Origin of the sequence: Skermanella mucosa (assembly GCF_016765655.2) — a bacterium.
GTDB lineage: Bacteria > Pseudomonadota > Alphaproteobacteria > Azospirillales > Azospirillaceae > Skermanella > Skermanella mucosa.
Window position 1 is genome coordinate 937194 of record NZ_CP086106.1, and the last position, 24434, is coordinate 961627.

Here is a 24434-nt window from a genome sequence, read left to right on the forward strand (position 1 = left end):
CCGCGAATGCCAAACGGGGGAGGACAGTCGATGCGTGCAGTGATCGCGCTGATCGACCGCCTGTCGATATCATGTGCCGTCGTGGCGTCGGTGCTGCTGGCATCGGCGGTCGTGATCGTCTGTTACATGGTCGTGATCAGGACGTTAGGTTACTCCAGCTATTGGGAGATCGAGGCGTCGATCTACATGGTCGTCGCCGCGACCTTCCTCGCGTCGCCCTATACGCTGATGACCAGGGGGCATGTCTCGGTCGATTTCCTGCCCTGGATGATGGGGCCGCGCGGCGCCCGCGCGATCCAGGCCGTGATCGCGGTGGTCGGGATCGTCATCTGCCTCTACATGGCCTGGCTCGGCTGGCACCTCACGCTCGAGGCGATCGCGAGCGACGAGCGAAGCACCAGCATGTGGCGCCCGGTCAAATGGCCGCTCTACGTCATGATGCCGATCGGCCTCGGCCTGACCGCCCTCCAGTATCTGGCGGAGATCTTCCGGAGCGCTTCGGACGAGGCACCGGCCAAGGCGCCCCTGCCGCGGATGGAGGCGATCCCGGAACCTGCCCCCGGACGGAACGAACATGAACGGAGGGTTTCCGCCCGATGACCGAACTCCAGATCGGCTCCCTCATCCTGGTCTGCACCACCCTGGTGCTGTTTTCCGGAATCCCGATCGCGTTCGGGCTGACCGTCGTCTCGATCGCTTTCCTCTACGTCTTCGACGGGCCGGGCAGCCTGTCGGCCGTGCCGCGCACCTTCCTGGACGAGATCAGCGGCTTCGCGCTGCTCGCGGTGCCGATGTTCGTGCTGCTCGGCTCCCTGATCGGGTCGTCCCGGGCGGGCGCCGACATCTACGAGGCGCTTCACCGATGGCTGGCCCGCGTGCCGGGCGGGCTGGTGATCGCCAACATCGGCGCCTGCGGCCTGTTCTCCGCGCTGTCCGGCTCCAGCCCGGCGACCGCCGCCGCGATCGGCAAGGTCGGCGTGCCGGAGATGCTGAAGCGCGGCTGCCCGGCGGGCCTCGCGACCGGCGCGATCGCGGCGGGCGGGACGCTGGGCATCCTGATCCCGCCGTCGGTCACCATGATCCTGTACGGCGTCGCGACCGAGACCTCGATCGGGCGGCTGTTCGTCGCCGGCGTCGTTCCGGGCGTCCTTCTCGTGGTGGTCTTCTGCGTCTACGCCTGGGCCGCCACCGCCTTCGCCGAGCGGCACGTCGACCAGCCGCGCGACCATTATACGCTCAAGGAGAAGATACGCGCCTCGGGCACGGTGGCGCCCCTATTCGGTATCATCGCGCTGATCATCGTGGCGCTGTACGGCGGATACGCGACCCCGTCCGAGATCGCGGCGCTGGCGGCCATGCTGGCGTTCCTGTACGTGGCGCTGGTCTACCGCATCGTGAACCGGGAGAACCTGTGGCCGATCTTCGGCAACGCGGTGCGCGAGAGCTGCATGATCCTGCTGATCATCGCGGCATCGGGCCTGTTCTCCTACATGATGTCGCTGCTCTACGTGACCCAGACCATGGCCGACATGCTGGTCGGCTGGGAGTTGAACCGCTGGGTCATGCTGCTGGTGGTCAACGTCTTCCTGCTGGTGGCCGGCTGCTTCCTGCCGCCGGTCGCGCTGATCCTGATGACCATGCCGATCCTCCAGCCGGTGCTGGAGGCCAACAATTTCGACATGATCTGGTTCGGCGTGCTGATGACGATCAACCTGGAGATCGGCCTGATCACGCCGCCGGTCGGGCTCAACCTGTACATCCTGCGGAACGTGGCGCCTCAGGTGCCGCTGATGACCGTGCTGTGGGGATCGGTTCCCTTCGTCCTGATCATGATGGGGTTCATGGTGCTGCTCTGCTTCGTTCCCGGCATCGCCCTGTGGCTGCCCAACCAGATGTTCGGCCCCTGATGGCGGGGACCATCCGCTTCGAGAGCCGCGACGGGATCGGGTTCGTCGTCATCGACAACCCGCCCCGCCGCAACGCGCTGACCGTCGGCATGTGGGCGGCGCTGGGCGAGCTGGTCCGCGGGATCGACCGCGAGGGTGGGCACCGCTGCCTGGTCCTGCGCGGTGCCGGAGAGGAGGCCTTCGCCTCGGGCGCCGACATCAGCGAGTTCGAGCACGAGCGGTCCGACCGCGAGCAGGTGACCCGCTACCACGAGCGCTATGTCGGCCCGGGGCTGGCCTCCCTGCTGGAGTGCGGCATCCCGACGGTCGCCATGATCCGGGGCACCTGCATGGGCGGCGGTCTGGAGATCGCGACCTGCTGCGACATCCGGATCGCCGCCGACGACGCGAAGCTCGGAATCCCGATCAGCCGCATGGGCTTTCCCCTGGCGTTCGGCGAGACCGAACTGCTGTTCAGGCTCCATGGCCGGGGCATCGCGGCCGAACTCCTGCTGGAGGGCCGGATCTACGACGCGCAGGAGGCCCTGTCCAAGGGGCTGGTCGAGCGGGTCGTCCCGGCGGAGCGGCTGGAGGAGGAGGCGCTGGCGACCGCCCGCCGGGTCGCCGCCGGGTCGCCCAAGGCGCACCGGAGCACCAAGGCCCAGTTCCTGCGCCTGCTGCGCGATCCGTCGCCCGTCACCGCCGAGGAGCGCGCCCGGTCCTACGATTTCGCCGATACCGAGGACTACCGGATCGGCTACCGGGCGTTCCTGCAAAAGGTCAAGCCGGTCTTCGAGGGACGGTGACGGTCCGGCGCAGGGGTGGTCGGCATAACTGATTGTTTCCCGAACCTGTTATCTCCTTCAGAATGACGCGACCAACGTTCCGCTGAGGAGATGGCCATGCAGCCGTTCAAGACCGTCGATATCGCCTTCGGCCGGGGTCACCTGACCGTGGGTCTGCCCGAAGAGGCCGAGGTGACGGTGATCCGGAAGGCCACCCTGCCGAAGCTGGCCGACCAGGACGGCGCGGTCCGGGCCGCCTTCGCGAACCCCGTGGATTCGGCGCCGCTCGCGGAGCTGGCCAAGGGCCGGGGCAGCGCCTGCATCCTGATCTGCGACATCACCCGGCCGGTGCCCAACCGCCTGTTCCTCCGACCGATGATCCAGACCCTGGCCGAGGCCGGCATCCCCAAGGACCGCATCACCGTGCTGGTCGCGACCGGCCTGCACCGGCCCAACGAGGGCGCCGAGCTGGCCGAGCTGGTCGGCGACCCCTGGGTGCTGGAGAATGTCCGCGTCGAGAACCACTTCGCCATGCGCGACGAGGACCATGCGGACCTCGGCCGCACCGCCACCCGGAACACGCCGGTCCGTATCGACCGCCGCTTCCTGGACGCCGACCTGCGGATCGCGACCGGGCTGGTCGAGCCGCATTTCATGGCCGGCTGGTCGGGCGGCCGCAAGGTGGTGGCGCCCGGCGTCGCCGGGCACGAGACGATCCGGACTTTCCATTCCGCCCGGTTCATGGAGGACCCGCTGGCGGTCCAGTGCAACCTGGTCGGCAACCCCCTGCACGAGGAGCAGCTGGAGATCGTCCGCATGATCGGCGAGATCTACGCGCTCAACACGGTGATCGACGAGGATCGCGATCTCGTCCACGTCACCTTCGGCGAGATCATCGCCAGCCACCTTGCCGCCGTCGGCTTCATCCAGGACGTGACCCGGATCAGGCTGCCCCAGCGCTTCAAGACCGTCGTCACCTCCTCGGCGGGCTACCCGCTGGACAAGACCTATTACCAGACGGTCAAGGGCATGGTGACGCCGCTCGACATCCTGGAGCCGGGCGGCACCCTGATCATCGCGTCGGAATGCTCCGAAGGCATGGGCTCCAAGGAGTTCCGCGCCGCCCAGGAGCGTCTGGTCGAGCTCGGGCCGGAGCGGTTCCTCGCCACCCTGACCGCCAAGTCCCTGGCCGAGGTGGACGAGTGGCAGACCGAGATGCAGCTGAAGCCCATGCGGATCGGCCGGGTCCAGCTCTACACCTCCGGCCTCGACGAGGAGGAGCGGCGGATCACCGCGGTCGAGGTGATCGGCGACCTGGACGAAGCGGTCGCCGAGAGCATCCGGCGCCACGGCGACAGCCGCGTCGCGGTGATCCCGGAAGGACCCTACGTCGTCCCCGTCGTCGAGGCGGCATGACCCTCCGCCACATCCACCTGGACGCCGTCGGGGGCATCGCCGGCGACATGTTCGTGGCTGCCCTGGTCGATGCGGTGCCGGTGCTGCGGGACCGGGTGCTCGATGACGCCGCCGCCGTCCTGCCGCCCCGGGCCGGAACGCCCGTGTTCTCGACCGGAGCCAGCGCCGGGATCTCGGTGCTGCGCTTCGGCCTGGAGGGCGGACGGGACGGCGGCCATGACCACCATGAAGGCTACGGCAGCTACCGGCACATGGCCGGGCTGATCCGGGAGGCCCGCCTGTCCGAGGGAACCGCCGGCCACGCGGTCGCGATCCTGACCCTTCTGGCGGAAGCCGAAGCGGCGATCCACGGCGTTCCGGTCGAGCAGGTCCATTTCCACGAGATCGGCGATTGGGACAGCCTGATGGACGTGGTCGCGGCCGGCTCGGTCGCCGCGGCGCTCGAGTCCACCTGGAGCGTTTCCGACCTGCCGCTGGGCGGCGGGCGGGTCCGCGCTGCCCACGGAATGCTGCCGGTACCGGCCCCGGCGACCGCGCGCCTCCTGGAAGGGTTCGACTGGCGCGACGACGGCGTGTCCGGCGAACGGGTCACCCCGACCGGCGCCGCCATCCTGCGCCACCTGGTGAAGGGTCCCGGCCGTCCCGGCGGGCGGCTGAAGGCGACCGGGAGCGGGGCCGGCACGCGGGAACTGCCGGGCATGCCCAACATCCTGCGGGCCCTGGTGTTCGACACGGCCGCCGCGGAAAGCCGGAATATCGGGCAGGAGGTGGCGGTGCTCAGCTTCGACGTGGACGACATGACGGGCGAGGAGATCGGCGTCGCCGCCGACCGGCTCCGCGCGCTGGACGGCGTGCTCGACCTGGCGCTGGCGCCCCTGGCCGGCAAGAAGGGCCGCCCGCTCACCGGGTTCCGCCTGCTGGTGCGCCCCGACGCCCTGGCCCCCGTCCGGGAACGTTGCCTGCTGGAGACCTCCACCATCGGGCTGCGCTGGCGGACGGAGCGGCGGACGGTCCTGTCCCGCGTGTCCTCCGGCGAGACGGTCCGGGTCAAGCGGGTGGAGCGGCCCGGCGGCGCGACCACCGCCAAGGCGGAGAGCGACGACCTCGCCGGGATCGACGGCCTCGCCGCCCGGCGGGCGTGCAAGGCCGAAGCGGAGTCTGGTCGATGAGCGCGCAGGAAGCCCAGGCCCGCCTCGTCGCGGCGCTCGACCGTCATGACGAACTGGTGATCGCGGTTTCCGGCGGGGTGGACAGCATGACGCTGGCCTTCGTGGCGCACCGGTTCTCCCGCGGGCGCGTTTCCATGCTGCACGCGGTCTCCCCGGCCGTCCCGTCCCATGCCACGGCGCGCGTTCGCGACCATGCCGGGCGGGAGGGCTGGGACCTCGCCGTCGCCGACGCGGGGGAGTTCGCCGACCCGCGCTACCGCGCCAACCCTGTGAACCGCTGCTTCTTCTGCAAATCGAACCTGTACGACCGCATCCGCTCGGTCACCGAAGGGACGGTCGCCTCCGGCACAAACCTGGACGACCTGGGCGATTTCCGGCCCGGGCTCAAGGCGGCGTCCCAGCGGGGCGTCGTGCATCCCTTCGTGGAAGCCGGCATCGACAAGGCGACGGTGCGGGCGCTCGCCCGGCTCCACGGCCTGGACGATCTCGCGGAACTGCCGGCCCAGCCCTGCCTGTCCAGCCGGGTCGAGACCGGCATCGCCATCGACGCCGACGACCTGGGCTTCATCGATCAGGTCGAGACCGCCGTCGCGGCCTTGGTCCCGGCCGGGTCCAGCGTCCGCTGCCGGATCACCCATGCCGGCGTCGCCCTGGAACTGGACGACCCCGAAGCCGCCGGCGAGGCCGCCGGGCGCCTGGTCTCGGACCTGTGCGCCCGCACCGGCCGCACCTTCGGCGGCGTGCGCCCCTACCGCCGGGGCTCCGCCTTCCTGCGGAACACACCATGAGCGACTTCGTGATCGACTGGGAGCGGGAACGGCGCACCGGCGTGCCGGAAGCGGTCCTGTGCGCCTCGAAATCGGTGGCACAGGTCGAGGCGATCCTGAAGGAGGCGGCCATGGCCGGCCGCCGCTTGCTGTTCACCCGGCTGGAGCCCGCCGCCTTCGAGGCCTTGGCGCCGGAATGCCGCGCCATGCTCGATTACGACTCCCTCTCCCGCACGGCATGGTGCGGGTCCCTGCCGCCGGCGGGGGCCGCGCGGGACGGCATCGGAATCGTCGCCGCGGGAACCTCCGACCTGCCGGTCGCCCGCGAGGCCGCCCGGTCGCTGGAGTTCCTGGGTTTCTCGGCCCCGGTGATCGCCGATGTCGGCGTCGCCGGCCTGTGGCGCCTGATGCGCCGGCTGGAGGAGATCCGCGGCTGGCGCGTCGTGATCGCGACGGCCGGCATGGAAGGCGCGCTGTTCAGCGTGCTCGCCGGGCTGGTCGACGCTCCGGTGATCGCCGTTCCCACCTCCGTCGGCTACGGCGTCGCTGCGGGCGGTACGGTCGCGCTGCACACGGCGCTCGCGTCCTGCGCGCCGGGCGTCCTGACCGTCAATATCGACAACGGCTTCGGAGCTGCGGCGGCGGCTGTGAAAATAATGAATAAAATATGAGACGAATTGTCGTTTGTTCGGCATGCCATATGATGCGATAAAGGAGTAGTTGCCAGAGAGCGGAAAGGACGCCCCGCAGCGATGTTCTCCTGGAAGAAGCATGCCCGGTACGAGGTGGTCGCCGAGCAGGCCGGCCATGCGAGCATCGACGGCATCTTCGAGACGGAACACGAGGCGGTCGAACGGGCGACCTACCTGCTCAGCCTCGCGAAATTCACCCGGGTCCAGGTCGTCCAGGTCGCCAAGCATACCCAGACCGTCGTTTTCGAGCGGGCGTCGCAGGCCGGCGGGACCGGGGTCGTCGGCATCACGGCGATCGAGGACGCCTATTTCTGCACCGACGTGCTGGACGTCTACGGCCACCCCAGCCGCATGACCCTGCTGCGCCTGACCCGCCGCTATGCCGACCGCCAGATCGCGATCCCGTGCGAGACGCTGCACGACTACCTGGCGCTCCGCACGATCGAGCGGGAGGGCATGCTGCTCAATTCGGGGATCTCGCGGCTCGCCCGGGTCCAGTCCAGGGAAGTCGCGACGGTCGCCGCCGAGCGTGAGCGGGAACTGGGGGCCCTGTGGCTCCGCCTGAAGCAGCTCGCCCAGACCTCCGACAGCCTGTCCGGATATGGCAAGCTGCTGATCCAGAAAGGTTTGGGCGCGTTGCAGGAGCAGGTGGCATCGACCTGCGCGCCGGCCGAATGCGACCGCGTCGTCAGCTACGCCTTCGCCCGCCTGCTGGAGGGGCATCGCGACTGGGGCACCAAGACCCGCGCGCTGATCCAGGTGCTGGAGGAGGACGACGGCGACGCCGCGGGCATCGCCTGGGTCGATCAGGTCCTGGCGGAGACGATCGACGGCCGCGACCCGATCAAGGTGCTGATCGGCTACTCGCCGGATCTGGGCTCCGCACTCGGCAGCCTGCTCGCCACGCTGAACGGCCGGCTCGACGACCGCCACCCGTTCACGCCGGTGCTGATGGACCTGAGCAACGCCCTGGCGCGCTGGCACCTGCCGGAGGTCGAGGCCGCCCTGCTGCGCCGCGTCGCGACCGGGCTGAACGGCAGCCATCCCCTGACGAAGGAAGGACCGTGGGCCGATGCCGCCGCCTTGCGCCGGATCGTCGCCGGACTCGCCTGCTTCAGCGGCTTCCGCGGCGGTCCGAACATGAGCCAGGCGCTCCTCCGCCGGGCGAAGACGGCGCTGCGTTCCGGGGAAGCCGACCTGCCGTTCGAAACGGCGGTCCAGCAGCTCTGCGGCAGCCTCAAGGGACCCGGCGCCCAGATCGGCTTCCTGCTGGACTTGGCGGAGACCGAACTGGGGCGCCAGAAGGGCGTCTTCCTGTTCGGCAGCCTGTCGCGCATCTTCTCCCGCCTGCGCAGCGCCCGCGACCTGGCGCCCGCCCACGTCCCGGCGGAGGACATTCGCCGCGAACTCGGCGGCCGGCTGCGCCGCGCCGGCATCCCGCGCGACCTAGCCGACCAGCTGATGTACAAGATCTCGTCCCTGCCGGCCGAAGCGCCGAGAGCGCTGCTGCGTTAGAGCGGTTTCCGACCGGGTTGAACCGCTCCAGCGGGGGCGACGCAAGCGTACTTCAGGTTCTTGCCACAGATTACGGCGATGGACAAAGATACGGACCGGATCATCTGAGGATATCGCCGTCATCTGTGGCCGATTTCCTTCGTTCCATGCCGGCTTCGAACAAGGCAGGCCGGATGCACGGGCCAACGCTTTGAAGCAAATATCTTTTCCGGCAATCGAGTGCACCAAGCCTCACGGGTTCAGCAGCCACACCGAGGCGTTCAGCACCGCCGCGTAGCTGACCCACAGCAGGTACGGCACGAACAGCCAGCCCGCCAGCGGACGTACGCGCCAGAACGCCACCATCGTGGCGGCCACCGCGATCCAGAGCGCCGATATCTCCGCGAAGGCCAGGCCGGGCTGCTGCATGCCGAAGAAGATCAGCGACCACAGGATGTTCAGCCCGAGCTGGAGCCCGAACAGCAGCAGCGGCCCGCGCGCCCCGGCCAGGCCGCGGTCCCGCCAGACCAGCCAGCCGGCGACCGCCATCATGCCGTAGAGCACCGTCCAGACCGGCCCGAACAGCCAGTCCGGCGGATTGAACCAGGGTTTCTGCAAGCCGGCGTACCAACCGCCGATCTGCGGCAGGGTCACCGAGGATGCCGTCGCCGAAGCGACCGCGACGAGGATCACGAACGCCGCGAGTCCGATCAGGGACCGGCTCCGGCTGCCCGCCCGGCCAGGGGCGGCGATGGTGGACTGGGTCATCATGGTGCGTGACATCGGACGCGGAGCGGCGCCGGTCAAGGGTCCTCTATTCCGGTACTCCCCCCAAGGGAGCCTTGTCGCGGGGACAGCGGCGGCAAATGTCTGGTTCGATCCTCGACATCGCAACCCTGGACCACCACCATGAAGCCGGAAGACATCATCGGCGCATGGCTCGCAGGCCTTGCCATCTGGGCGGCAGCCATGCTCTGCGTCGTCCTGTTCGGGCCGCTGCCGGACCGGGCCGGCCCGCTTCCCACGCCGGCCGGCATCACCATCGACGATTGGTACGCCGGCGCGTGGCGGGACGAGGCCGACCGGGAATGGGATGAGGCGGACCGGCCCTCCCGTCACGACGCCGAACCGCCCCGGTTGGCCGGGGAGGACGGGACCGGCCAGCCATCGGGGACCGAGGTCAGCCTATCGCCCCTCGCGACGCCAAGCGGCCAGTAGGGCGCCGACCACCAGTAGGACGACCAGCCCCGCGGGAAGCAGCGACGCCTCGCTGACGCCGGTCACCACGTAGTCGCCGTTGGCCCGCAGCCCGATCCAGTTGTTGCCGGTCTGGTCGCGGTCGGGCCGGGTGCGCCGCACGTCCACCTCGCCGTCGGCCAGCCAGTGGATGCCGCCGCCGCTGGCCTGCGCCGCGGGAGCCATGGGGTCCCCGGTGGTGCGGACATCGGCCAGTTCCGGCGGGTTGACGGCGCCGACCACGGCCAGGGCGGTACGCTCGCCGTCGCTGACGCGGTAGATGCCGGGCTCGGTGGCCAGCACCGCGGCGGTCGCGAGGCCGTTGCCGTCCTCGACCAGATCGACCCCGCGCACCTGGTCCGACGGGCTGGTCAGCTCGACCGACCGCGGGTCGGGCTCCAGGCTGCGGCGCTCGATGGTGATGCGGTTGCCCTCGACCTTGGCGCGCAGGTCGTTCTCCTCCAGCTCCGGCTCCTTCATGAGCCAGTGGGCGAGCCGCCGGAGCAGTTCGGCCTGCGGGCCGCCGCCCTCGTAGCCGCGGGACCACAGCCAGATCTGGTCGCTGGCGATCTGGGCGACCCGGCCTTCGCCGACTCGGTTCAGGATCATCAGGGGACGGCTGTCGGCGCCTTCCATCACGACGCTGCCCTGGAGCGGCGTCACGTCGGTCTGGCGGAACCACCGGCCCCAGCTCGGCTCCTGTCCCTGCGGCGCGCCGGCCGGCACGTCGCCGGGCAGGCCGGCGGTGACGGGATGGCGTCGGCCCAGCTCGGTCACGGTCGGCTTGAACGGCCGCTCGATCACCTCGCCCGTCGGCTCGCCGGGCAGCACGGCGCCCAGGGGCGTGCGGAACAGGCTCATGGCGGTGGAGAAGGTCGGTCCCCCCGCTTCGAGCAGGGCGCCGCCGTTCTCCACATAGCTCGCGATGTTGCTGAGATAGAGCTGGGGCAGCACGCCGCGCCGCCGGTAGCGGTCGAAGATGATCAGGTCGAACTCGTCCAGCTTGATCTCGAACAGTTCCCGGATCGGGAAGGCGATCAGCGACAGCTCGCGGATCGGCGTGCCGTCCTGCTTCTCCGGCGGGCGCAGGATCGTGAAATGGACCAGATCGACGCCGGGGTCCGCCTTCAGCAGGTTGCGCCAGGTCCGCTCCCCCGCGTGGGGCTCGCCCGACACCAGCAGCACCCGCAGCCGGTCGCGCACGCCGCTGATCACCACGGCGGCCCGGTTGTTGGCCAGGGTCAGTTCCTGGGGGGCGGCGGCCACCTCCATCTCCAGGACGTTCTGGCCGCCATGGTCCAGGGTGAACTCCAGCGGCACGTCGCGGCCGACCGGCACCCGGAACGGGCGCGGGGCGCCGCCGTCCTGGCGCACGTTGACGACGGCGTCGGGCGACTGGCTGCCCGGCATGTCCTCGACCCGCACGGTCACGGTGACTTCCTTGCCGACCAGGCCGAAGCTGGGCGCCCGGACCACGGCCAGCCGGCGGTCCGCCTCGTCGCGCTCTCCCGTCAGCAAGGTGTGGATCGGACCCAGGCCCTCCAGCCCCTTGCCGCCGCCCGGAACGTCGTGGACCTGGCCGTCGGTGATGAAGACGGCGCCGGCCATGCGCCGGCGGGGCAGGTCGGCCATGGCGTTGTCGAGCACCTCGAACAGCCGCGTCTCCTCGATCGCGCCGCCGACGCCGCCCTCGGCGCCGCCGGTGCGGACCACCCGCACCTCCAGGTCGGGGAAGCGCGACAGCCGCTCCTGGAGGTCGGCCAGCGCGCGTTCGGTGCGGGCGCGGCGCTCGCCGATGTTCTGGCTGGGCGATTCGTCCACCACCAGGACGGCGACGTCCCGGATCGGCTCCCGGTCCTCCTGGACCAGCGCCGGGTTCAGCAGCGCCACCGCCAGGGCCGCGAGGCCCAGCGTCCGCCACGCCGTGCCGCGGGCGCGCCGGAACGCCGCCACGGCGATGCCGGCCGCCGCCAGCACGAACAGCGGGATCAGCACCGCCCAGGGCAGCAGCGGGGAGAAGTCAATGGCGGTGCCGCCACCCATCATTGGCCGAGCCTTTCCAGTATGGCGGGCACATGGACCTGATCGGCCTTATAATTGCCGGTCAGGGCGTACATCATCAGGTTGACGCCGAAACGGTAGGCCATCTCGCGCTGGCGCTCGCCGCCCGGCACGACGGCGTTCAGCGGCCGGCCGGCCTCGTCCACCGCCCAGGCGCCGGCCCAGTCGGCGGAACCGATGATCACCGACGACACGCCGTCATTGTGCCGGCCCTCCTGGGCCTCGACCCAGACGTCGCCGCCGCCGAACCGGCCGGGGAAATCCTGGAGCAGGTAGAAGGCCTTGGTCAGCACGTGCTCGGGCGGGACCGGCGCCAGCGCCGGCACGTCCAGCCCGTCCACCAGCTGGCGCAGCCGCTGGGCGCCTGGCCCGCCGCCGGTCAGCGCGGAGCCCGGGCCGTACTGCCGGTCGCGGGTGTCGAACAGGATGGTGCCGCCGTTGCGCAGGAACTCGTTCAGCCGGAGCCGTGCCGAATCGCTGAGGTCGGGCTGCGACGGCGAGATCGCCCAGTAGATCAGCGGGAAGAAGGCGAGCTCGTCCTGCTCCAGGTTCACCGCCATGGCGCCGGCGGTCTCTACCGCGGTGCGGCGGTTCAGGATCTCGCTCAGCCCTTCCAGCCCGGCCCGGGTGGTGTCGTCCACCACCCGGTCGCCGGTCACCACATAGGCCAGGTAGGTCTCGCCGCTGGCCTTGACCGCGAACTCGTCCGACGCGCGCGCCGGCCCCGGCCCCGCGGCAAGCAGCCCCGCGGCCAGCAGGACCGCCGATGCGGCCGCCGCGGCGCGGCGCCGGCGGCCGAAACGGATGTTGCCGAGCAGCCCGCGCAGCACCAGCGCCACGAACAGGTCGATGATCGCCAGCGCCATCGCGGCTCCCAGCAGCCAGGGTTTCAGGTCGATCTCGCCGCGCGCCGCATAGGTGCCCTGGGCGACGCCGGCGGGCAGCCGGCGCAGGGGTTCGACCGCGGTCACCAGCGAGGTCAGGTTGAGCGCCCGGCGCGCCTCCTCCGTGCCGTAGAAGCCGGGCGGATGCCGGGGACCCAGGGTTTCGGGCCGGAACGCGTCGCCGGCGATCGGGAACACCGTGGCCGGCGGCGGGATCAGCTGGCCCAGCCCGTCGAGCACCTCGATCGGCGCGAAGGTCGCCGCCTGGACGTCGCCGGACACGCCTTCGCTCAGCGCCGTCACCCGCCGCAGCATGTCCACGAACAGGCCGGACAGCGCCAGGTTCGACCAGTCGGAATTGGCCGTGGTGTGGACCAGCACGATCCGCCCCTCCTCGCGCTCCTCCGCGGTGACCAGCGGGGTGCCGTCGGCCAGCCTTGCCCAGGTCTTCTCGGCGAGGTCGATGGACGGCTCGGCCAGGACCTGGCGGTCCACGACGACGTCGGGCGGAACGGGCAGGCCGGCGAAGGGACTGGCGGGCGGGAAGGGCGCCAGCCGCGCCGGCTCCGACCAGGACAGCGCGCCGCCCAGCGTCCTGTCGCCCAGGCGGAGGCGCACCGGCACCAGCTGGTCGGTATGCTGGGCGAGACGCGGCCCGGCGAAGCGGACCAGCACCCCGCCGCGCTCCACCCAGGATTCGACGGCCTGCGCCTCGGTCTCGGTCAGGGCGCCGATGTCGGCCAGGATCAGCACCGACAGGTCGCGGCCCATCAGGTCCAGGACGCTGCCCCGGCGGATCTCGCTGAACGGGGCGAGCGCCCGCTCCAGGTAATAGAGATCGCTCAGCAGCGGCTGGTTCTCGCCCTCCGGCCGTCCGGACACCAGGCCGACCGGGCGGCGGCGCCAGCGCTCGTCCAGCAGGACGGTCGCCCCGGCGGTCGCCTCTCCCTCGATCGCCAGCCGGGTCACCTCGTTGCGCAGCTCCACGGGGAGGGAGAGCGGGACCTCCAGGCTGTCCGAACCGGGCGCGAAGGTCGCTTCCTGGCGCGCCAGCAGCCGCCCGTCGGCGGCGGTCGCGCGGATGGTGACGGGGGACGGCAGGGTCGTGTCGGCCCGCCGCACCCGGGCCACCAGGTCGTTGCCCTCGACGCTGGGCGGCAGCAGCAGGTTGGGCAGGCGGTCGGCGCCGTTCATCAGCACCTCGGCCCCGCCCAGTTGCTGGAGCCTCTGGGCCAGCGGCAAGGCCGCCGCGTCGGCCAGCCCGTCCGACAGCCAGACGGTGTGGGCGGAGCCCGCCACCTGAAGGCCGCGAAGCGCTTCCAGCACGGAGGCCCGGTCGGTCGGCCAGGGCCGGGGAGCCAGCGACTGGGTCAGCCGCCGGGCGTCCGCCGGCCGGAGCAGGGTGCTGGGCTGCGGCTTCTCGCCGGAGGCGGACGGCGCGGTCGCCACCACGATCAGGTCGCGGCCGTTCCGCTCCGCCTGGTCGACCAGATCGGCCATGGTGCGCTGGCGCGCCTGCCAGTCGCGGGCGGCACCCCAGCCGTTGTCCACCACCAGGATGATCGGGCCGCTTCCCGGCAGCCCGGCGCGCGGGTTCAGCAGCGGCTGGGCGAGCGCCAGGATCACCAGCGCCGCCAGCACCATCCGCATGATCAGCAGCCAGAGCGGCGTGCGTGCGGGGGTCTCCTCCCGCGCCACCAGGTCGCGCAGCAGGCGGATCGCCGGGAATTGCACGATCCGGGGGCTGGGAGGCGTCAGGCGCAGCAGCCACCACAGGACCGGAAGGACGATCAGGGCACCGAGTATCCAGGGTGCGGCGAAGGCTATCGGTCCCAGTCCCAGCATATGTTCAGCTCTTCAGTGCTAGGGCGATCGCCCCGTGAAGTGCAAGGAGCGCCGTCTGCGGCGGCCTGTCGGTCCGGTGCGTCGCGAAACTCCATCCGGCGGCGCGGGCCAGGGCGGCCAACCCGTCGCGGTGGGCCTCCAGCCGTTCCAGATAGGTCTGGCGGACCGCCTCGACCCGCGGGATCAGCAATTCCTCCTCGCCCTCCATGCCCTCGAACTCGATCCGGCCGGCGAACGGCAGCGTCTCTTCCGCCGGGTCGAGCACCTGGACCAGGTGGCCGCGCACGCCGCGGCCGCTGAACGACGCCACGGTCCGCTGGATTTCCGCCAGGGGCGACAGCAGGTCGCCGATCAGGACGGCCTGGGCGTGGCGGGGCAGGAGCGGCACCACGGGCAGCCCGTCCCTGGGCAACTGGCCCTCGACTAGGGTCATGGCAAGGCGGTTGAGCGTCACCTTGTTGCCCGAGGGCGGCAGGCCCGATCCCAGCAGGGCGAACCGTTCGCCGCCGCGCACCAGCAGGACGGCGAGCGCCAGCAGCAGCAGTTCGGCGCGCTCCTTCTTGGTCGGCAGGCCGGGGGAGGAGCGGTAGTCCATGGACGACGAGGCGTCGGTCCAGAGCCAGACGCTCTGCGCCGCCTCCCACTCGTTCTCGCGCACGAAGACCGGCTGCGATTTGCCCGACTGGCGCCAGTCGATCATCAGGGCGCTGTCGCCGACCTCGTACCGGCGGTACTGCCAGAAGGTCTCGCCGGTGCCGACCCGCCGCCGGCCGTGGACGCCCTGGGCGACGGTGGATGCGACCCGCTCGGCCGCCACCAGCAGGGGCGGCAGCCGCGACGCCAGCGCTTCCGACCTGTGCTGCGCCCGCAACGCGGTCGCCGCGAGGTCGGGCTTGCCCATCCTGTCGCGCGCCATCTCCGGCTACCGCAGCGGGGCGCAGAGGCGGTCGATCACGTCGTCGAGCGTGATGCCGTCGGCACGCGCCGCGAAATTGAGCGCCATGCGGTGCTTCAGCACCGGCTTGGCCAGGGCCAGCACGTCGTCGAGCGAGGGCGCCAGCCGTCCGTCGAGCACCGCGCGGGCGCGGGCCGCCAGCATCAGCGCCTGGCTGGCGCGCGGTCCCGGCCCCCAGGCCACGTGGTTGCGGATCTCCTCCAGCTCACTGGTTTCCGGCCGGCCGGAACGGACCAGCCCCAGGATGCCCTCGACCACGCTTTCGCCGACCGGGATGCGGCGGACCAGCCGCTGGGCCGCCATCAGGTCCGCCGGGTTCAGGACGGCGACCGCGGCCTCGTCCTCCGTCCCGGTGGTGGCGATCAGCATGCGCCGCTCGGCGTCGTAGTCGGGATATGTGACGTCCACCTGCATCAGGAAGCGGTCGAGCTGCGCTTCCGGCAGGGGATACGTGCCTTCCTGCTCCAACGGGTTCTGGGTCGCCAGGACGTGGAACGGCTGGGGCAGGGGATGATAGTGGCCGGCGACCGAAACCCGGCGCTCCTGCATCGCCTGGAGCAGGGCAGACTGGGTCCGCGGGCTGGCGCGGTTGATCTCGTCCGCCATCAGGAGCTGGCAGAACACCGGACCGGGGATGAAGCGGAACGACCGGCGGCCGGTCTCGTCTTCCTCCAGCACCTCGGACCCCAGGATGTCGGCCGGCATCAGGTCCGGGGTACATTGCACGCGCTTGTCGTCGAGCCCCAGCACGATGCCCAGCGTCTCGACCAGGCGGGTCTTGGCGAGGCCGGGGACGCCGATCAGCAGGACGTGCCCGCCCGCGAGCAGGGTGATCAGGGTCAGGTCGACGACGTCCTGCTGGCCGAAGATGACGCGGCCGATCCGGTCCCGCACCATGGACAGGCGGCCGCCCAGCGTCTCGACTTCGGCCAGCAGCTGGGCCGGATTCTCGATCCCGGCAGACCCGTGGCGCATTGCATCGGTAGCGGTCAAATCAGGGATCTCCTGTGCTCTCAAGACAACCGGCCCCGGAAACCCGGCCCGAAACCCGTGTGGCGCGACGCCCGTTCGTATTCCGGGTATCGGACCTAGATTAGCAGTATGGCGAAATTGCGTACCCGGGTTCCGATATTAACAGGAAATTCGGCTTCACAAGGGGGAAAGCAAGCCTATGACCAGTTCGATTCCGACGCCGGGCCTGCCGTCCGGCCTGTTCAGGCCCGATGACCTGAGACCGGACCAGGGTTATCCGATTCGCATCGATCGCGACGGCACTTGGTATTATCATGGATCGCCGATCCGTCGGCTGGAACTGTCCAGGCTGTTCTCGACCGTGCTCCGCCGAGACGAGGCGGGCGATTACTGGTTGGTTACTCCGGCGGAACGGGGCAGGATACAAGTGGACGAGGTGCCGTTCACCGCGGTCGGGTTGACCGTCAGCGGGGAGGGCGCATCCCAGCGGTTGATCTTCCGCACCAACCTGGACGCCGAGGTGACCGCCGGGCCGGATCATCCGATCAGGGTTGAGGAGGATGATGGAACCGGCGAGCCGAGACCCTATATCCTGGTGCGTGACAATCTGGAAGCCAGGATTACGCGGGCGGTCTTCTACGATCTGGTGGAGCGTGCCGAGACGCGCGAGGACGGAGAGGAAGTTCAGGTCGGAATATGGAGCATGGGCACATTCTTTCCTCTGGGGCGGCCGATGAACAGGGCGATGGGGGGCTGACCGTCGGCGACTTCACCAAGGAGCGGATCAGGGGGCTGATCCCGCGGTTCGCGGCCAACCCAAGCCGCACCCTCAACGTCAGGGGCGATCACGACCTCAATCCCGGCACCGGCGCCCCGGCCCAGCTTCGCCACGCGGCGGTGCTGGTCCCGCTGGTCGAGCGGCCGGACGGGATGACGATCATCTTCACCCAGCGCACCGCCCATCTGGCGGCCCACGCCGGACAGATCAGCTTTCCCGGCGGCGGGATGGAGCCGACCGACCAGGACGCGCTCGCCTGCGCGCTGCGCGAGACCTCGGAGGAGATCGGGCTGGCGCCCGAGCGGGTGGAGGTGGCCGGGCGGCTGGACACCTACGTGACCCGCACCGGTTTCGAGATCACGCCGGTCGTGGGCTTCGTCCGTCCGCCCTTCATCCTGAACCCGGACCCGTTCGAGGTGGCCGAGGTGTTCGAGGTGCCGCTGGACTTCTTCCTGAAGCCGGGGGCCGCCCGCAAGGAAACCCGACAGTTCCAGGGCACCCAGCGGTTCTTCTACGTGTTTCCCTACGAGCACCGATACATCTGGGGAGCGACGGCCGGGATGCTGGTCAACCTGGTCGACGTGCTGCACGGGCGATGCTGAAGAAACTGCTCCTGGTCGTGCTGCCGCTGATGCTGCCGACCCTGATCTACATGGGGTACATGCTGATCGAGCGCCGCAAGGCGGTCGCGTCCGGCGGCACGGCGCTGCCGTGGTGGGCCGGGGCGCCCTGGACCGCGCTGGTGGTCGGCGGGGTCGCGCTGGCCGGCCTTTCGCTCACGACCCTGGCGCTGACCGGCGGTTCCGACACGACGGCAACGTATCACCCCGCCCGCCTGATCGACGGACGGGTGGTGGAGGGCGACACGACCCCGTCCGCTCCCGCGCCGGGGCGCTGAGCCGTGGAGCCCGCCGGCAGGATCGAGCTGCCCCCGGCCATGGCGGCGCCCGGGACCGCCCGGGTGTTCGACGCGATCACGGCGGACGGCGCCAAGGCCCGCTTCGTCGGCGGCTGCGTCCGCGACTCCCTGCTCCGGCGGCCCGTCAAGGACATCGACGTCGCGACCGATGCGGAACCGGAACGGGTCATGCGGCTGCTGGAGTCCGCCGGCCTCCGCGCGATCCCGACCGGGCTTGCGCACGGCACCGTGACCGCCGTGGCGGACGGTGCCCATTACGAGATCACGACGCTTCGTCACGATGTCGAAACGTTTGGCCGCCATGCCCGCGTGGCTTTCACCGACGACTGGATGATCGACGCGTCGCGCCGGGACTTCACCATGAACGCGCTGTTCTGCGCGATCGACGGCACGCTGTACGACCCCTTCGGCGGCGTCCGCGACGCGCTGGACGGCCATGTCCGCTTCGTCGGCGATCCCCGCGCCCGCATCACCGAGGACGTGCTGCGCCTGCTCCGCTTCTTCCGTTTCCAGGCCCATTACGGCCGCACCCCGCCGGAGCCGGCGGCGCTCCATGCCTGCGCCGACCTGGCGCCGCTGCTGCCCCGCCTGTCGGGCGAGCGGGTCCAGGGCGAGCTGTTCCGGCTGCTGGGGGCTGCCGACCCGCTGCCGGTGCTGCGCCTCATGGCCGAACTGGGGATCATGGCGCACCTGCTGCCGCGGGCGACCGCGCTCGACCGGCTCGGCCTGCTGCTCGGCATGGCGCCGGACCGGTCCGACCCCGTGCTGCGCTTGGCCGCCCTGCTGGACGTGGACCGCGCCGGCGCCCTGGAGGTCGCGGAGCGGCTGCGGCTTTCCAACGCCGACGCCGACCGGCTGGCGCTGCTGGCCGCGCCCCCGGTGGACCCGGCCTCCGCCAATCTCCGCCACGCGCTGTACCGGCTGGGTCCCTGCAAGGTCCGCGACATCGCCCTGCTGCACGCTCCGGACCGCATGGCCGAGGTGGAGCGGGCGATCGGCGCCTGGGAGGACCCCCGCTTCCCGCTCCAGGGGCGAGACCTGCTTGACCTGGGCATTCCGCGGGGCAAGCTGGTCGGACAGCTCTTGCGCGACCTGGAGCGCTGGTGGGAAGATCGGGACTATCGCCCCGGCCGCGATGAATGCCTGGCCGAACTGCGCGCCCGGCGGTGAATCCGGGGAAGGGGACCAAAGCGATGCGCGCCCTGATCGTCACCGTCGTCCTGGCCGCCGTCCTGATAGCGCTGGTCTTCGGCAACGCCGCCTTTTCCATCGCCGTGCTGGCCGACCGCATCGGCGGCGTCAACGCCTTCACCTACCGGATCGCCTCGACCGCCGTCCTGATCCTGGCGGTGGCTTGGCTGCACGCGCGCCTGACCGCCGGTCCCGGCTGGCTCCTCCGCGCGATCCTGGCCGGCGTGCTCTGGCTCGCCGCCTCGGTCACGCTGGAACTGACGATCGCCCGCGCCGTGATGGGCGTGAGCTGGCCCAACCTGCTGGCCAACTACGCCTTCTGGCGCGGCGAGCCCTGGCCCTTCGTCCTCCTCCTCGAATTGGCCGCCCCCATCCTGTTCGGCTGGCTGCGCAACTACAGGGATATACAATCGTAGGTCGGGTAGAGCGAAGCGGCACCCGACAAAGCCGGCGCGTGGATGTCGGGTGCCGCTTCGCTCTACCCGACCTACGGAGTCTCCCGGTCAATTGATGTCCGGGAGATCAAATATCCGATTGGCCGGCTCCGAACGGCAAGACAGGTTCGACCTTCGGACGCCAGTCATGGCCATAGTATCCGCGCTGCTGGTACTTACGAAAACTGGACCACGGCCATTCTCCCGGTGCCGTCACGAGGCCGTGCCTGACTGGGTTCCAGTGGATATAGTCGATATGTCGGGCGTGGTCCTCGTCATCCCTGATGCGATGTTCCCAGAAGCGCTTTTGCCATGCGGTGCCTCCGTCCCGGCGACTGAAACGCGCCTTGATCATCTGCCATCGCGTCGAATAGTCCGTATCGCCCTCCGGCAGCTTCCAGAGGGCGTGAATGTGCTCCGGCAGGACGACGATGGCATCTATGGAGAACGGCCGCTCGCTCCGCACCTCGCGGAATACCTCGCGAAGTATGTTGACTTGAGGGTCGGCACAGAATACCGGATGCCGCCCGCGCGTCACCACCGTGAAGAAATAGGACGCTCCAGGCGTTTGATCCCGTCGATATCGCATCTACGGCCACTTCACCTCCGGCGGCATGGACATCAGGATCGCCTCCACGTTGCCGCCGGTCTTCAGGCCGAAGGTCGTGCCGCGGTCGTAGAGCAGGTTGAATTCCACGTAGCGGCCGCGCCGGACCAGCTGGTGGTCGCGCTGCTCGGGCGTCCAGGGGTCGTTCATGTGCCGGCGGACGATCCGGGGATAGACGTCCAGGAAGCCCAGTCCGACATCGCGGGTGAAGGCGAAATCGGCCTCCCAGTTCCCGGAATCCAGGTTGTCGTAGAAGATGCCGCCGATGCCGCGCGGCTCGTTCCGGTGCGGCAGGAAGAAGTAGCGGTCGCACCATTCCTTGAAGCGCTCGTAATAGTCCGTTCCATGGGCGTCGCAGGCCCGCTTCAGCGCCGCGTGGAAATCGGCGGCGTCCTGCTCGGCCGGGAACATGGGCGTCAGGTCGGCGCCGCCGCCGAACCAGCCGAGGCTGGTGACGATGTGGCGCGTGTTCATGTGGACCGCCGGGACCAGCGGCGAGCGCATGTGGGCGACAAGGCTGATCCCGGCGGCCCAGAACCTTCCGTCGTCCGCCGCGCCCGGCATGTTCTTGCGGAACTCGGGGCTGAAGGTACCGTGGACGGTCGAGATGTTCACGCCGACCTTCTCGAACACCCGGCCGCGCATGATCGACATCACGCCGCCCCCGCCGTGCGACCCCTCGGCGTCAGGCCTGTCCCAGGCCTTGCGCTCGAACCGGCCGGCCGGCATGTCCGAATGGGTGCCGGTCAGCTCGTCCTCCAGCGCCTCGAACGCGGCGCAGATCCGGTCGCGCAGCTCGGCGAACCAGGCGGCGGCACGGGCCTTGTGCTCCTCGGTCGGGACCGTGCGGTCCTTCGTGTCGTTCATTCCCTCAGTCCCTTCCCGTTTCCATTCCCATACCGTCGGTTCCCATACCGCCGGGGGCAGTCTGCCGCAACGCCTCGCCCAGCACCATGGCCGCGGCGAGGGCCACGTTCAGCGACCGCAGGCCGGGCCGCATCGGGATCCTGACCCGGGCGTCCGCGGCCTCGGCGACATCGTCCGGCACGCCGGCGCTCTCGCTGCCCATCAGCAGCGTGTCGCCCGCCTCGAACGCGAAGTCGAGATAGGGGACCGAGCCGCGCGTCGTCAGGAGGACGAGTCGGCCTCCCTTGGTTCCGGTGACGTATTTTTCCCAGGAGGCATGGCGGGTCAGATCAAGATGATCAATATAATCCATGCCGGCTCGGCGCAGCCTGCGATCGTCCAGGATGAAGCCGCAGGGCTCTATGATGTCCAGCGGCACGTCCAGGCAGGCGGCCAGGCGCATCATCGCGCCGGTATTCTGAGGGATATCGGGCTGGTAGAGCGCGAGCCTGATGCGGCTAGTGTGTGTCGTCGGAAAAATCAAGAGTCATTCTTTCTGCGAAACGACCCAGTCGGGCAAGCGCGACACTATGTCCCCGGAACTCCGGCTTTCCTTGACCGGGAACCAGAGGTATATCCCTGTCGCAACTGCGGCCGGCGCGAACCGGCCCCTAGTCCCGAGGTTTTGGGCTCGAGGTTTTGGGCAAGGTCCGAAGCAGACACGGCCGAAAACTATTGTTAATGTCCGTCCGGTTTGCAAGCGCACGCCAGTGCGCTTGCCAGGGCCAAGGAGAGAAAAGCTAATGTCGGATACCACCCATCCGGCCGGTGCTGGCGGTCAGGGAGGCCATGAAGGCGAGGGAGCGACCCGTCGCGATTTCCTCTATCTCGCTACCGCGGCAGTCGGCGCGGTCGGCGTCGCGTCGGTGGCCTGGCCGTTCATCAACAGCATGAACCCGGCCGCCGATACGCTGGCGCTCGCCCAGATCGACGTCGACCTGACGCCGGTCCAGGTCGGCCAGGCGATCACTGTCACGTGGCGGGGCAAGCCGGTCTTCATCCGCCGCCGCACGGAGGAGGAGATCGCGGCCGCCCAGGCGGTCAACCTCGCCGAGTTGCCCGACCCCGCGCCCGACAGCGCCCGCGTCCAGCAGCCGCAATGGCTGGTCATGGTCGGCGTGTGCACCCATCTCGGCTGCGTCCCGCTCGGCCAGAAACCGACCGATCCCAAGGGTGATTACGGCGGGTGGTTCTGCCCCTGCCACGGTTCGCACTACGACACCTCGGGCCGCATCCGCCGGGGGCCGGCGCCGCTGAACCTCGCCGTTCCGGAATACGCTTTCCTGACGGACACCTCGATTCGCCTCGGCTAGTTGGTCAACTGGAGCTGAACATGGCTGCCCCGCAGTTCAAGAACCCCATAGTCCGGTGGATCGACTACCGCCTGCCGATCTTCACCGGGCTCCATCACGAGTACAACGAATACCCGATGCCGAAGAACTGCAATTATTTGTGGTCCTTCGGCGCGATCGCGATGGTCACGCTGATCATCATGATCGTCTCCGGCATCACGCTGGCGATGAGCTACACGCCGCATACCGACCATGCGTTCCAGTCGGTCGAGCGCATCATGCGCGACGTCAACTCGGGCTGGCTGATCCGCTACGTCCACATGAACGGCGCGTCGATGTTCTTCATCGCCGTGTTCATCCACATCTTCCGCGGCCTGTATTTCGGGTCCTACAAGGCCCCGCGCGAGATCCTGTGGATGCTGGGCGTCGTCATCCTGCTGCTGATGATGGCCACTGCCTTCATGGGTTACGTGCTTCCCTGGGGCCAGATGAGCTTCTGGGGCGCCACCGTCATCACCAACCTGTTCTCCGCCTTCCCGATCATCGGCGACCATATCGTCACCTGGCTGTGGGGCGGCTTCTCGGTCGACAACCCGACGCTGAACCGGTTCTTCGCGCTGCACTACCTGCTGCCGTTCGTCCTGCTGGGCGTGGTCTTTCTGCATGTCGCCGCGGTCCATGTCCACGGCTCGAACAACCCGGTCGGCATCGACATCAAGGGCCCGCAGGACAGCCTGCCGTTCCACCCCTACTTCACGATCAAGGACACCTTCGGCCTCAGCATCTTCCTGCTGGTGTTCGCCGGGTTCGTCTTCTTCGCGCCGAACTTCATGGGCCATCCGGACAACTACATTCCGGCCAACCCGCTGGTCACCCCGGCGCACATCGTCCCGGAATGGTACTTCCTGCCGTTCTACGCGATCCTGCGCGCGGTCCCCGACAAGCTGGGTGGCGTGCTCGCCATGTTCGGCGCCATCGCGGTGCTGTTCTTCCTGCCCTGGCTGGACACCTCCAAGGTCCGCAGCTCCAACTACCGGCCGATCTACCGCCAGTTCTTCTGGGTGCTGGTCGTCGCCTGCCTCGTGCTGGGCTATGCCGGCGCGATGCCGGCCGAAGGTATCTGGCTGACCCTCGCCCGCGTCGCGTCGATCTACTACTTCGCCCACTTCCTGATCATCCTGCCCCTGCTCGGCAAGCTGGAGCGCCCCCGGCCGCTTCCCAGCAGCATCAGCGAACCCGTTCTGAAGGGCGGTGGTCGTCTCGCGACCGCGGCAGCCGCCAAGCCGATGGAGAAGGCCTAACATGCGCGCGTTGAAGACGGTCATCCTGGCCGCGGCCGTCGGTCTCGGCCTCACGGGCACCGCCCTTGCCGCGGCCGAAGCCCCCGTTCCGCCTCCGCAGGAATGGTCCCACAGCGGCATCTTCGGAACCTTCGACCGGGCGGCGCTCCAGCGTGGCTTCCAGGTTTACAAGGAGGTCTGCTCGACCTGCCATTCGATGGACCTCGTCGCCTACCGCAACCTCCAGGCGCTGGGCTTCAGCGAGGACGAGGTCAAGGCGATCGCGGCCCAGTACGAGGTCACCGCGGGGCCTAACGACAACGGCGAGATGTTCGAACGGCCCGCCATCCCGGCGGACCGTTTCAAGAACCCGTTCCCGAACGAGCAGGCCGCCCGCGTCGCCAACGGCGGCGCCTATCCGCCCGACCTGTCGCTCATGGCGAAGGCCCGCCCGCATGGCGAGGATTACATCCACGCCCTGCTGGTCGGCTACGAGGATCCGCCGGAGGGCTTCACCGTGCCGGACGGCCAGTACTACAACAAGTACTTCCCCGGCCACCTGATCGGCATGCCGCCGATCCTGCAGGACGACAGCGTCACCTACGCTGACGAGACCCCGGCCACCCAGGCCCAGCTGGCGCACGACGTCGCCGCCTTCCTGACCTGGGCGGCGGAGCCTCACCTGGAGACGCGCAAGCAGACCGGCGTGAAGGTCATCCTGTTCCTTCTGGTCTTCGCGGGTATGATGTACGCCGTGAAGCGCAAGGTCTGGGCCGACGCGCACCCTTGAGTGCCGCCGGTATCCGTTGGAACCATGGAAAAGGGCGCCCCGGGCGCCCTTTTCTGTTTTCAGGTCCCGTGTGGC

25 protein-coding genes are annotated in these 24434 nt (G+C 69.6%); 17 read left to right on the forward strand and 8 right to left on the reverse strand.

The genetic code is table 11. The annotated features are described in order from the left end of the window. Window positions 1–30 precede the first annotated feature (30 nt). The 8 genes from JL100_RS04275 to JL100_RS04310 all read left to right on the forward strand — a co-directional run bounded on the left by JL100_RS04275 (window position 31) and on the right by JL100_RS04310 (window position 8230). A complete protein-coding gene (locus JL100_RS04275) occupies window positions 31–600 on the forward strand; it encodes a TRAP transporter small permease subunit (protein ID WP_202681699.1) in 570 nt (189 codons plus the stop codon). Then, window positions 597–1907: a TRAP transporter large permease gene (locus JL100_RS04280; RefSeq protein WP_202681698.1), complete on the forward strand. Its 1311-nt coding sequence runs from the start codon at window positions 597–599 to the stop codon at window positions 1905–1907. The genes JL100_RS04275 and JL100_RS04280 overlap by 4 nt, the downstream gene beginning before the upstream one ends. Then, window positions 1907–2692: an enoyl-CoA hydratase-related protein gene (locus tag JL100_RS04285; protein ID WP_202681697.1), complete on the forward strand. Its 786-nt coding sequence runs from the start codon at window positions 1907–1909 to the stop codon at window positions 2690–2692. The genes JL100_RS04280 and JL100_RS04285 overlap by 1 nt, the downstream gene beginning before the upstream one ends. Window positions 2693–2788: 96 nt before the next feature. Continuing rightward, the gene (locus JL100_RS04290; protein WP_202681696.1) at window positions 2789–4087 is read left to right on the forward strand and encodes a nickel-dependent lactate racemase family protein; all 1299 of its coding nucleotides are present in this window, start codon (window positions 2789–2791) and stop codon (window positions 4085–4087) included. Beyond that, window positions 4084–5256 carry a nickel pincer cofactor biosynthesis protein LarC gene (gene larC, locus JL100_RS04295; RefSeq protein WP_202681695.1) on the forward strand — a complete coding sequence of 391 codons (1173 nt, stop codon included), beginning with the start codon at window positions 4084–4086 and terminating at the stop codon, window positions 5254–5256. The genes JL100_RS04290 and larC overlap by 4 nt, the downstream gene beginning before the upstream one ends. Next, window positions 5253–6044 (forward strand): adenine nucleotide alpha-hydrolase family protein, encoded by a 792-nt coding sequence (locus JL100_RS04300; RefSeq protein WP_202681694.1) that lies wholly within the window; start codon window positions 5253–5255, stop codon window positions 6042–6044. The genes larC and JL100_RS04300 overlap by 4 nt, the downstream gene beginning before the upstream one ends. Further along, window positions 6041–6694, forward strand: a complete 654-nt coding sequence (gene larB, locus JL100_RS04305) for a nickel pincer cofactor biosynthesis protein LarB (RefSeq protein ID WP_202681693.1) — start codon at window positions 6041–6043, stop codon at window positions 6692–6694. Before JL100_RS04300 ends, larB begins: the two co-directional genes overlap by 4 nt. A gap of 81 nt (window positions 6695–6775) precedes the next feature. Beyond that, window positions 6776–8230: an FHA domain-containing protein gene (locus JL100_RS04310; protein WP_202681692.1), complete on the forward strand. Its 1455-nt coding sequence runs from the start codon at window positions 6776–6778 to the stop codon at window positions 8228–8230. A gap of 231 nt (window positions 8231–8461) precedes the next feature. Here the strand turns inward: JL100_RS04310 and JL100_RS04315 are convergent, their stop codons facing one another. Continuing rightward, a complete protein-coding gene (locus tag JL100_RS04315; RefSeq protein WP_228421066.1) occupies window positions 8462–8980 on the reverse strand; it encodes a TspO/MBR family protein in 519 nt (172 codons plus the stop codon). A 138-nt stretch (window positions 8981–9118) separates the two neighbouring features. Here JL100_RS04315 and JL100_RS04320 point away from each other — a divergent pair, with 138 nt between their 5' ends. Beyond that, on the forward strand, window positions 9119–9427 hold the full coding sequence (locus JL100_RS04320) for a hypothetical protein (RefSeq protein ID WP_202681691.1): 309 nt from the start codon (window positions 9119–9121) through the stop codon (window positions 9425–9427). Here the strand turns inward: JL100_RS04320 and JL100_RS04325 are convergent. The 4 genes from JL100_RS04325 to JL100_RS04340 are packed head-to-tail and all read right to left on the reverse strand — an operon-like array spanning window position 9395 to window position 16165. Continuing rightward, window positions 9395–11491 (reverse strand): hypothetical protein, encoded by a 2097-nt coding sequence (locus tag JL100_RS04325; protein ID WP_202681690.1) that lies wholly within the window; start codon window positions 11489–11491, stop codon window positions 9395–9397. The genes JL100_RS04320 and JL100_RS04325 overlap by 33 nt on opposite strands. Then, window positions 11488–14235 (reverse strand): DUF4159 domain-containing protein, encoded by a 2748-nt coding sequence (locus tag JL100_RS04330; RefSeq protein ID WP_202681689.1) that lies wholly within the window; start codon window positions 14233–14235, stop codon window positions 11488–11490. Before JL100_RS04330 ends, JL100_RS04325 begins: the two co-directional genes overlap by 4 nt. 4 nt (window positions 14236–14239) lie before the next feature. Beyond that, the gene (locus JL100_RS04335) at window positions 14240–15151 is read right to left on the reverse strand and encodes a DUF58 domain-containing protein (protein WP_228421067.1); all 912 of its coding nucleotides are present in this window, start codon (window positions 15149–15151) and stop codon (window positions 14240–14242) included. A 6-nt stretch (window positions 15152–15157) separates the two neighbouring features. Further along, window positions 15158–16165, reverse strand: a complete 1008-nt coding sequence (locus JL100_RS04340; protein WP_202681822.1) for an AAA family ATPase — start codon at window positions 16163–16165, stop codon at window positions 15158–15160. A 196-nt stretch (window positions 16166–16361) separates the two neighbouring features. Between JL100_RS04340 and JL100_RS04345 the strand changes: the two genes are divergently transcribed. The 5 genes from JL100_RS04345 to JL100_RS04365 are packed head-to-tail and all read left to right on the forward strand — an operon-like array spanning window position 16362 to window position 19466. After that, complete coding sequence (locus JL100_RS04345; protein ID WP_202681688.1) at window positions 16362–16919, forward strand: DUF1285 domain-containing protein; 558 nt, start codon at window positions 16362–16364, stop codon at window positions 16917–16919. Next, window positions 16859–17542 carry a CoA pyrophosphatase gene (locus JL100_RS04350; RefSeq protein ID WP_202681687.1) on the forward strand — a complete coding sequence of 228 codons (684 nt, stop codon included), beginning with the start codon at window positions 16859–16861 and terminating at the stop codon, window positions 17540–17542. Before JL100_RS04345 ends, JL100_RS04350 begins: the two co-directional genes overlap by 61 nt. Then, window positions 17536–17838, forward strand: a complete 303-nt coding sequence (locus JL100_RS04355; protein ID WP_202681686.1) for a DUF6111 family protein — start codon at window positions 17536–17538, stop codon at window positions 17836–17838. Before JL100_RS04350 ends, JL100_RS04355 begins: the two co-directional genes overlap by 7 nt. 3 nt (window positions 17839–17841) lie before the next feature. Beyond that, entirely contained in the window at window positions 17842–19029 is a 1188-nt protein-coding gene (locus JL100_RS04360) for a CCA tRNA nucleotidyltransferase (protein ID WP_228421068.1), read from the forward strand. A 23-nt stretch (window positions 19030–19052) separates the two neighbouring features. Further along, window positions 19053–19466, forward strand: a complete 414-nt coding sequence (locus JL100_RS04365) for a hypothetical protein (RefSeq protein WP_202681685.1) — start codon at window positions 19053–19055, stop codon at window positions 19464–19466. A 106-nt stretch (window positions 19467–19572) separates the two neighbouring features. Here the strand turns inward: JL100_RS04365 and JL100_RS04370 are convergent, their stop codons facing one another. Genes JL100_RS04370 through JL100_RS04380 form a run of 3 tightly spaced genes read right to left on the reverse strand, consistent with a single transcriptional unit; the run spans window position 19573 to window position 21451 of the window. After that, window positions 19573–20073, reverse strand: coding sequence for an REP-associated tyrosine transposase (locus JL100_RS04370; RefSeq protein ID WP_202681684.1), 501 nt, complete (start codon window positions 20071–20073; stop codon window positions 19573–19575). After that, window positions 20074–20958, reverse strand: coding sequence for an oxygen-dependent coproporphyrinogen oxidase (hemF, locus tag JL100_RS04375; RefSeq protein ID WP_202681683.1), 885 nt, complete (start codon window positions 20956–20958; stop codon window positions 20074–20076). Window positions 20959–20962: 4 nt separating this feature from the next. Then, entirely contained in the window at window positions 20963–21451 is a 489-nt protein-coding gene (locus tag JL100_RS04380) for a tRNA (cytidine(34)-2'-O)-methyltransferase (protein WP_202681820.1), read from the reverse strand. 289 nt (window positions 21452–21740) lie between these two features. On the opposite strand from JL100_RS04380, the gene petA reads away from it, so the two are divergent. The 3 genes from petA to JL100_RS04395 are packed head-to-tail and all read left to right on the forward strand — an operon-like array spanning window position 21741 to window position 24359. Next, the gene (gene petA / locus JL100_RS04385) at window positions 21741–22310 is read left to right on the forward strand and encodes a ubiquinol-cytochrome c reductase iron-sulfur subunit (RefSeq protein WP_202681682.1); all 570 of its coding nucleotides are present in this window, start codon (window positions 21741–21743) and stop codon (window positions 22308–22310) included. Window positions 22311–22330: 20 nt separating this feature from the next. Then, a complete protein-coding gene (locus JL100_RS04390; protein ID WP_158044014.1) occupies window positions 22331–23590 on the forward strand; it encodes a cytochrome b in 1260 nt (419 codons plus the stop codon). A 1-nt stretch (window position 23591) separates the two neighbouring features. Then, on the forward strand, window positions 23592–24359 hold the full coding sequence (locus tag JL100_RS04395) for a cytochrome c1 (RefSeq protein WP_202681681.1): 768 nt from the start codon (window positions 23592–23594) through the stop codon (window positions 24357–24359). Window positions 24360–24434 lie beyond the last annotated feature (75 nt).

Excerpts from the sequence above, each read along its gene's own strand:
- JL100_RS04275 (WP_202681699.1), top strand. The coding sequence starts at position 31 with ATGCGTGCAGTGATCGCGCTGATCGACCGCCTGTCGATATCATGTGCC.
- JL100_RS04280 (WP_202681698.1), top strand. The coding sequence starts at position 597 with ATGACCGAACTCCAGATCGGCTCCCTCATCCTGGTCTGCACCACCCTG.
- JL100_RS04285 (WP_202681697.1), top strand. The coding sequence starts at position 1,907 with ATGGCGGGGACCATCCGCTTCGAGAGCCGCGACGGGATCGGGTTCGTC.
- JL100_RS04290 (WP_202681696.1), top strand. The coding sequence starts at position 2,789 with ATGCAGCCGTTCAAGACCGTCGATATCGCCTTCGGCCGGGGTCACCTG.
- larC (WP_202681695.1), top strand. The coding sequence starts at position 4,084 with ATGACCCTCCGCCACATCCACCTGGACGCCGTCGGGGGCATCGCCGGC.
- JL100_RS04300 (WP_202681694.1), top strand. The coding sequence starts at position 5,253 with ATGAGCGCGCAGGAAGCCCAGGCCCGCCTCGTCGCGGCGCTCGACCGT.
- larB (WP_202681693.1), top strand. The coding sequence starts at position 6,041 with ATGAGCGACTTCGTGATCGACTGGGAGCGGGAACGGCGCACCGGCGTG.
- JL100_RS04310 (WP_202681692.1), top strand. The coding sequence starts at position 6,776 with ATGTTCTCCTGGAAGAAGCATGCCCGGTACGAGGTGGTCGCCGAGCAG.
- JL100_RS04315 (WP_228421066.1), bottom strand. The coding sequence starts at position 8,980 with ATGATGACCCAGTCCACCATCGCCGCCCCTGGCCGGGCGGGCAGCCGG.
- JL100_RS04320 (WP_202681691.1), top strand. The coding sequence starts at position 9,119 with ATGAAGCCGGAAGACATCATCGGCGCATGGCTCGCAGGCCTTGCCATC.
- JL100_RS04325 (WP_202681690.1), bottom strand. The coding sequence starts at position 11,491 with ATGATGGGTGGCGGCACCGCCATTGACTTCTCCCCGCTGCTGCCCTGG.
- JL100_RS04330 (WP_202681689.1), bottom strand. The coding sequence starts at position 14,235 with ATGCTGGGACTGGGACCGATAGCCTTCGCCGCACCCTGGATACTCGGT.
- JL100_RS04335 (WP_228421067.1), bottom strand. The coding sequence starts at position 15,151 with ATGGCGCGCGACAGGATGGGCAAGCCCGACCTCGCGGCGACCGCGTTG.
- JL100_RS04340 (WP_202681822.1), bottom strand. The coding sequence starts at position 16,165 with ATGCGCCACGGGTCTGCCGGGATCGAGAATCCGGCCCAGCTGCTGGCC.
- JL100_RS04345 (WP_202681688.1), top strand. The coding sequence starts at position 16,362 with ATGACCAGTTCGATTCCGACGCCGGGCCTGCCGTCCGGCCTGTTCAGG.
- JL100_RS04350 (WP_202681687.1), top strand. The coding sequence starts at position 16,859 with ATGGAGCATGGGCACATTCTTTCCTCTGGGGCGGCCGATGAACAGGGC.
- JL100_RS04355 (WP_202681686.1), top strand. The coding sequence starts at position 17,536 with ATGCTGAAGAAACTGCTCCTGGTCGTGCTGCCGCTGATGCTGCCGACC.
- JL100_RS04365 (WP_202681685.1), top strand. The coding sequence starts at position 19,053 with ATGCGCGCCCTGATCGTCACCGTCGTCCTGGCCGCCGTCCTGATAGCG.
- JL100_RS04370 (WP_202681684.1), bottom strand. The coding sequence starts at position 20,073 with ATGCGATATCGACGGGATCAAACGCCTGGAGCGTCCTATTTCTTCACG.
- hemF (WP_202681683.1), bottom strand. The coding sequence starts at position 20,958 with ATGAACGACACGAAGGACCGCACGGTCCCGACCGAGGAGCACAAGGCC.
- petA (WP_202681682.1), top strand. The coding sequence starts at position 21,741 with ATGTCGGATACCACCCATCCGGCCGGTGCTGGCGGTCAGGGAGGCCAT.
- JL100_RS04390 (WP_158044014.1), top strand. The coding sequence starts at position 22,331 with ATGGCTGCCCCGCAGTTCAAGAACCCCATAGTCCGGTGGATCGACTAC.
- JL100_RS04395 (WP_202681681.1), top strand. The coding sequence starts at position 23,592 with ATGCGCGCGTTGAAGACGGTCATCCTGGCCGCGGCCGTCGGTCTCGGC.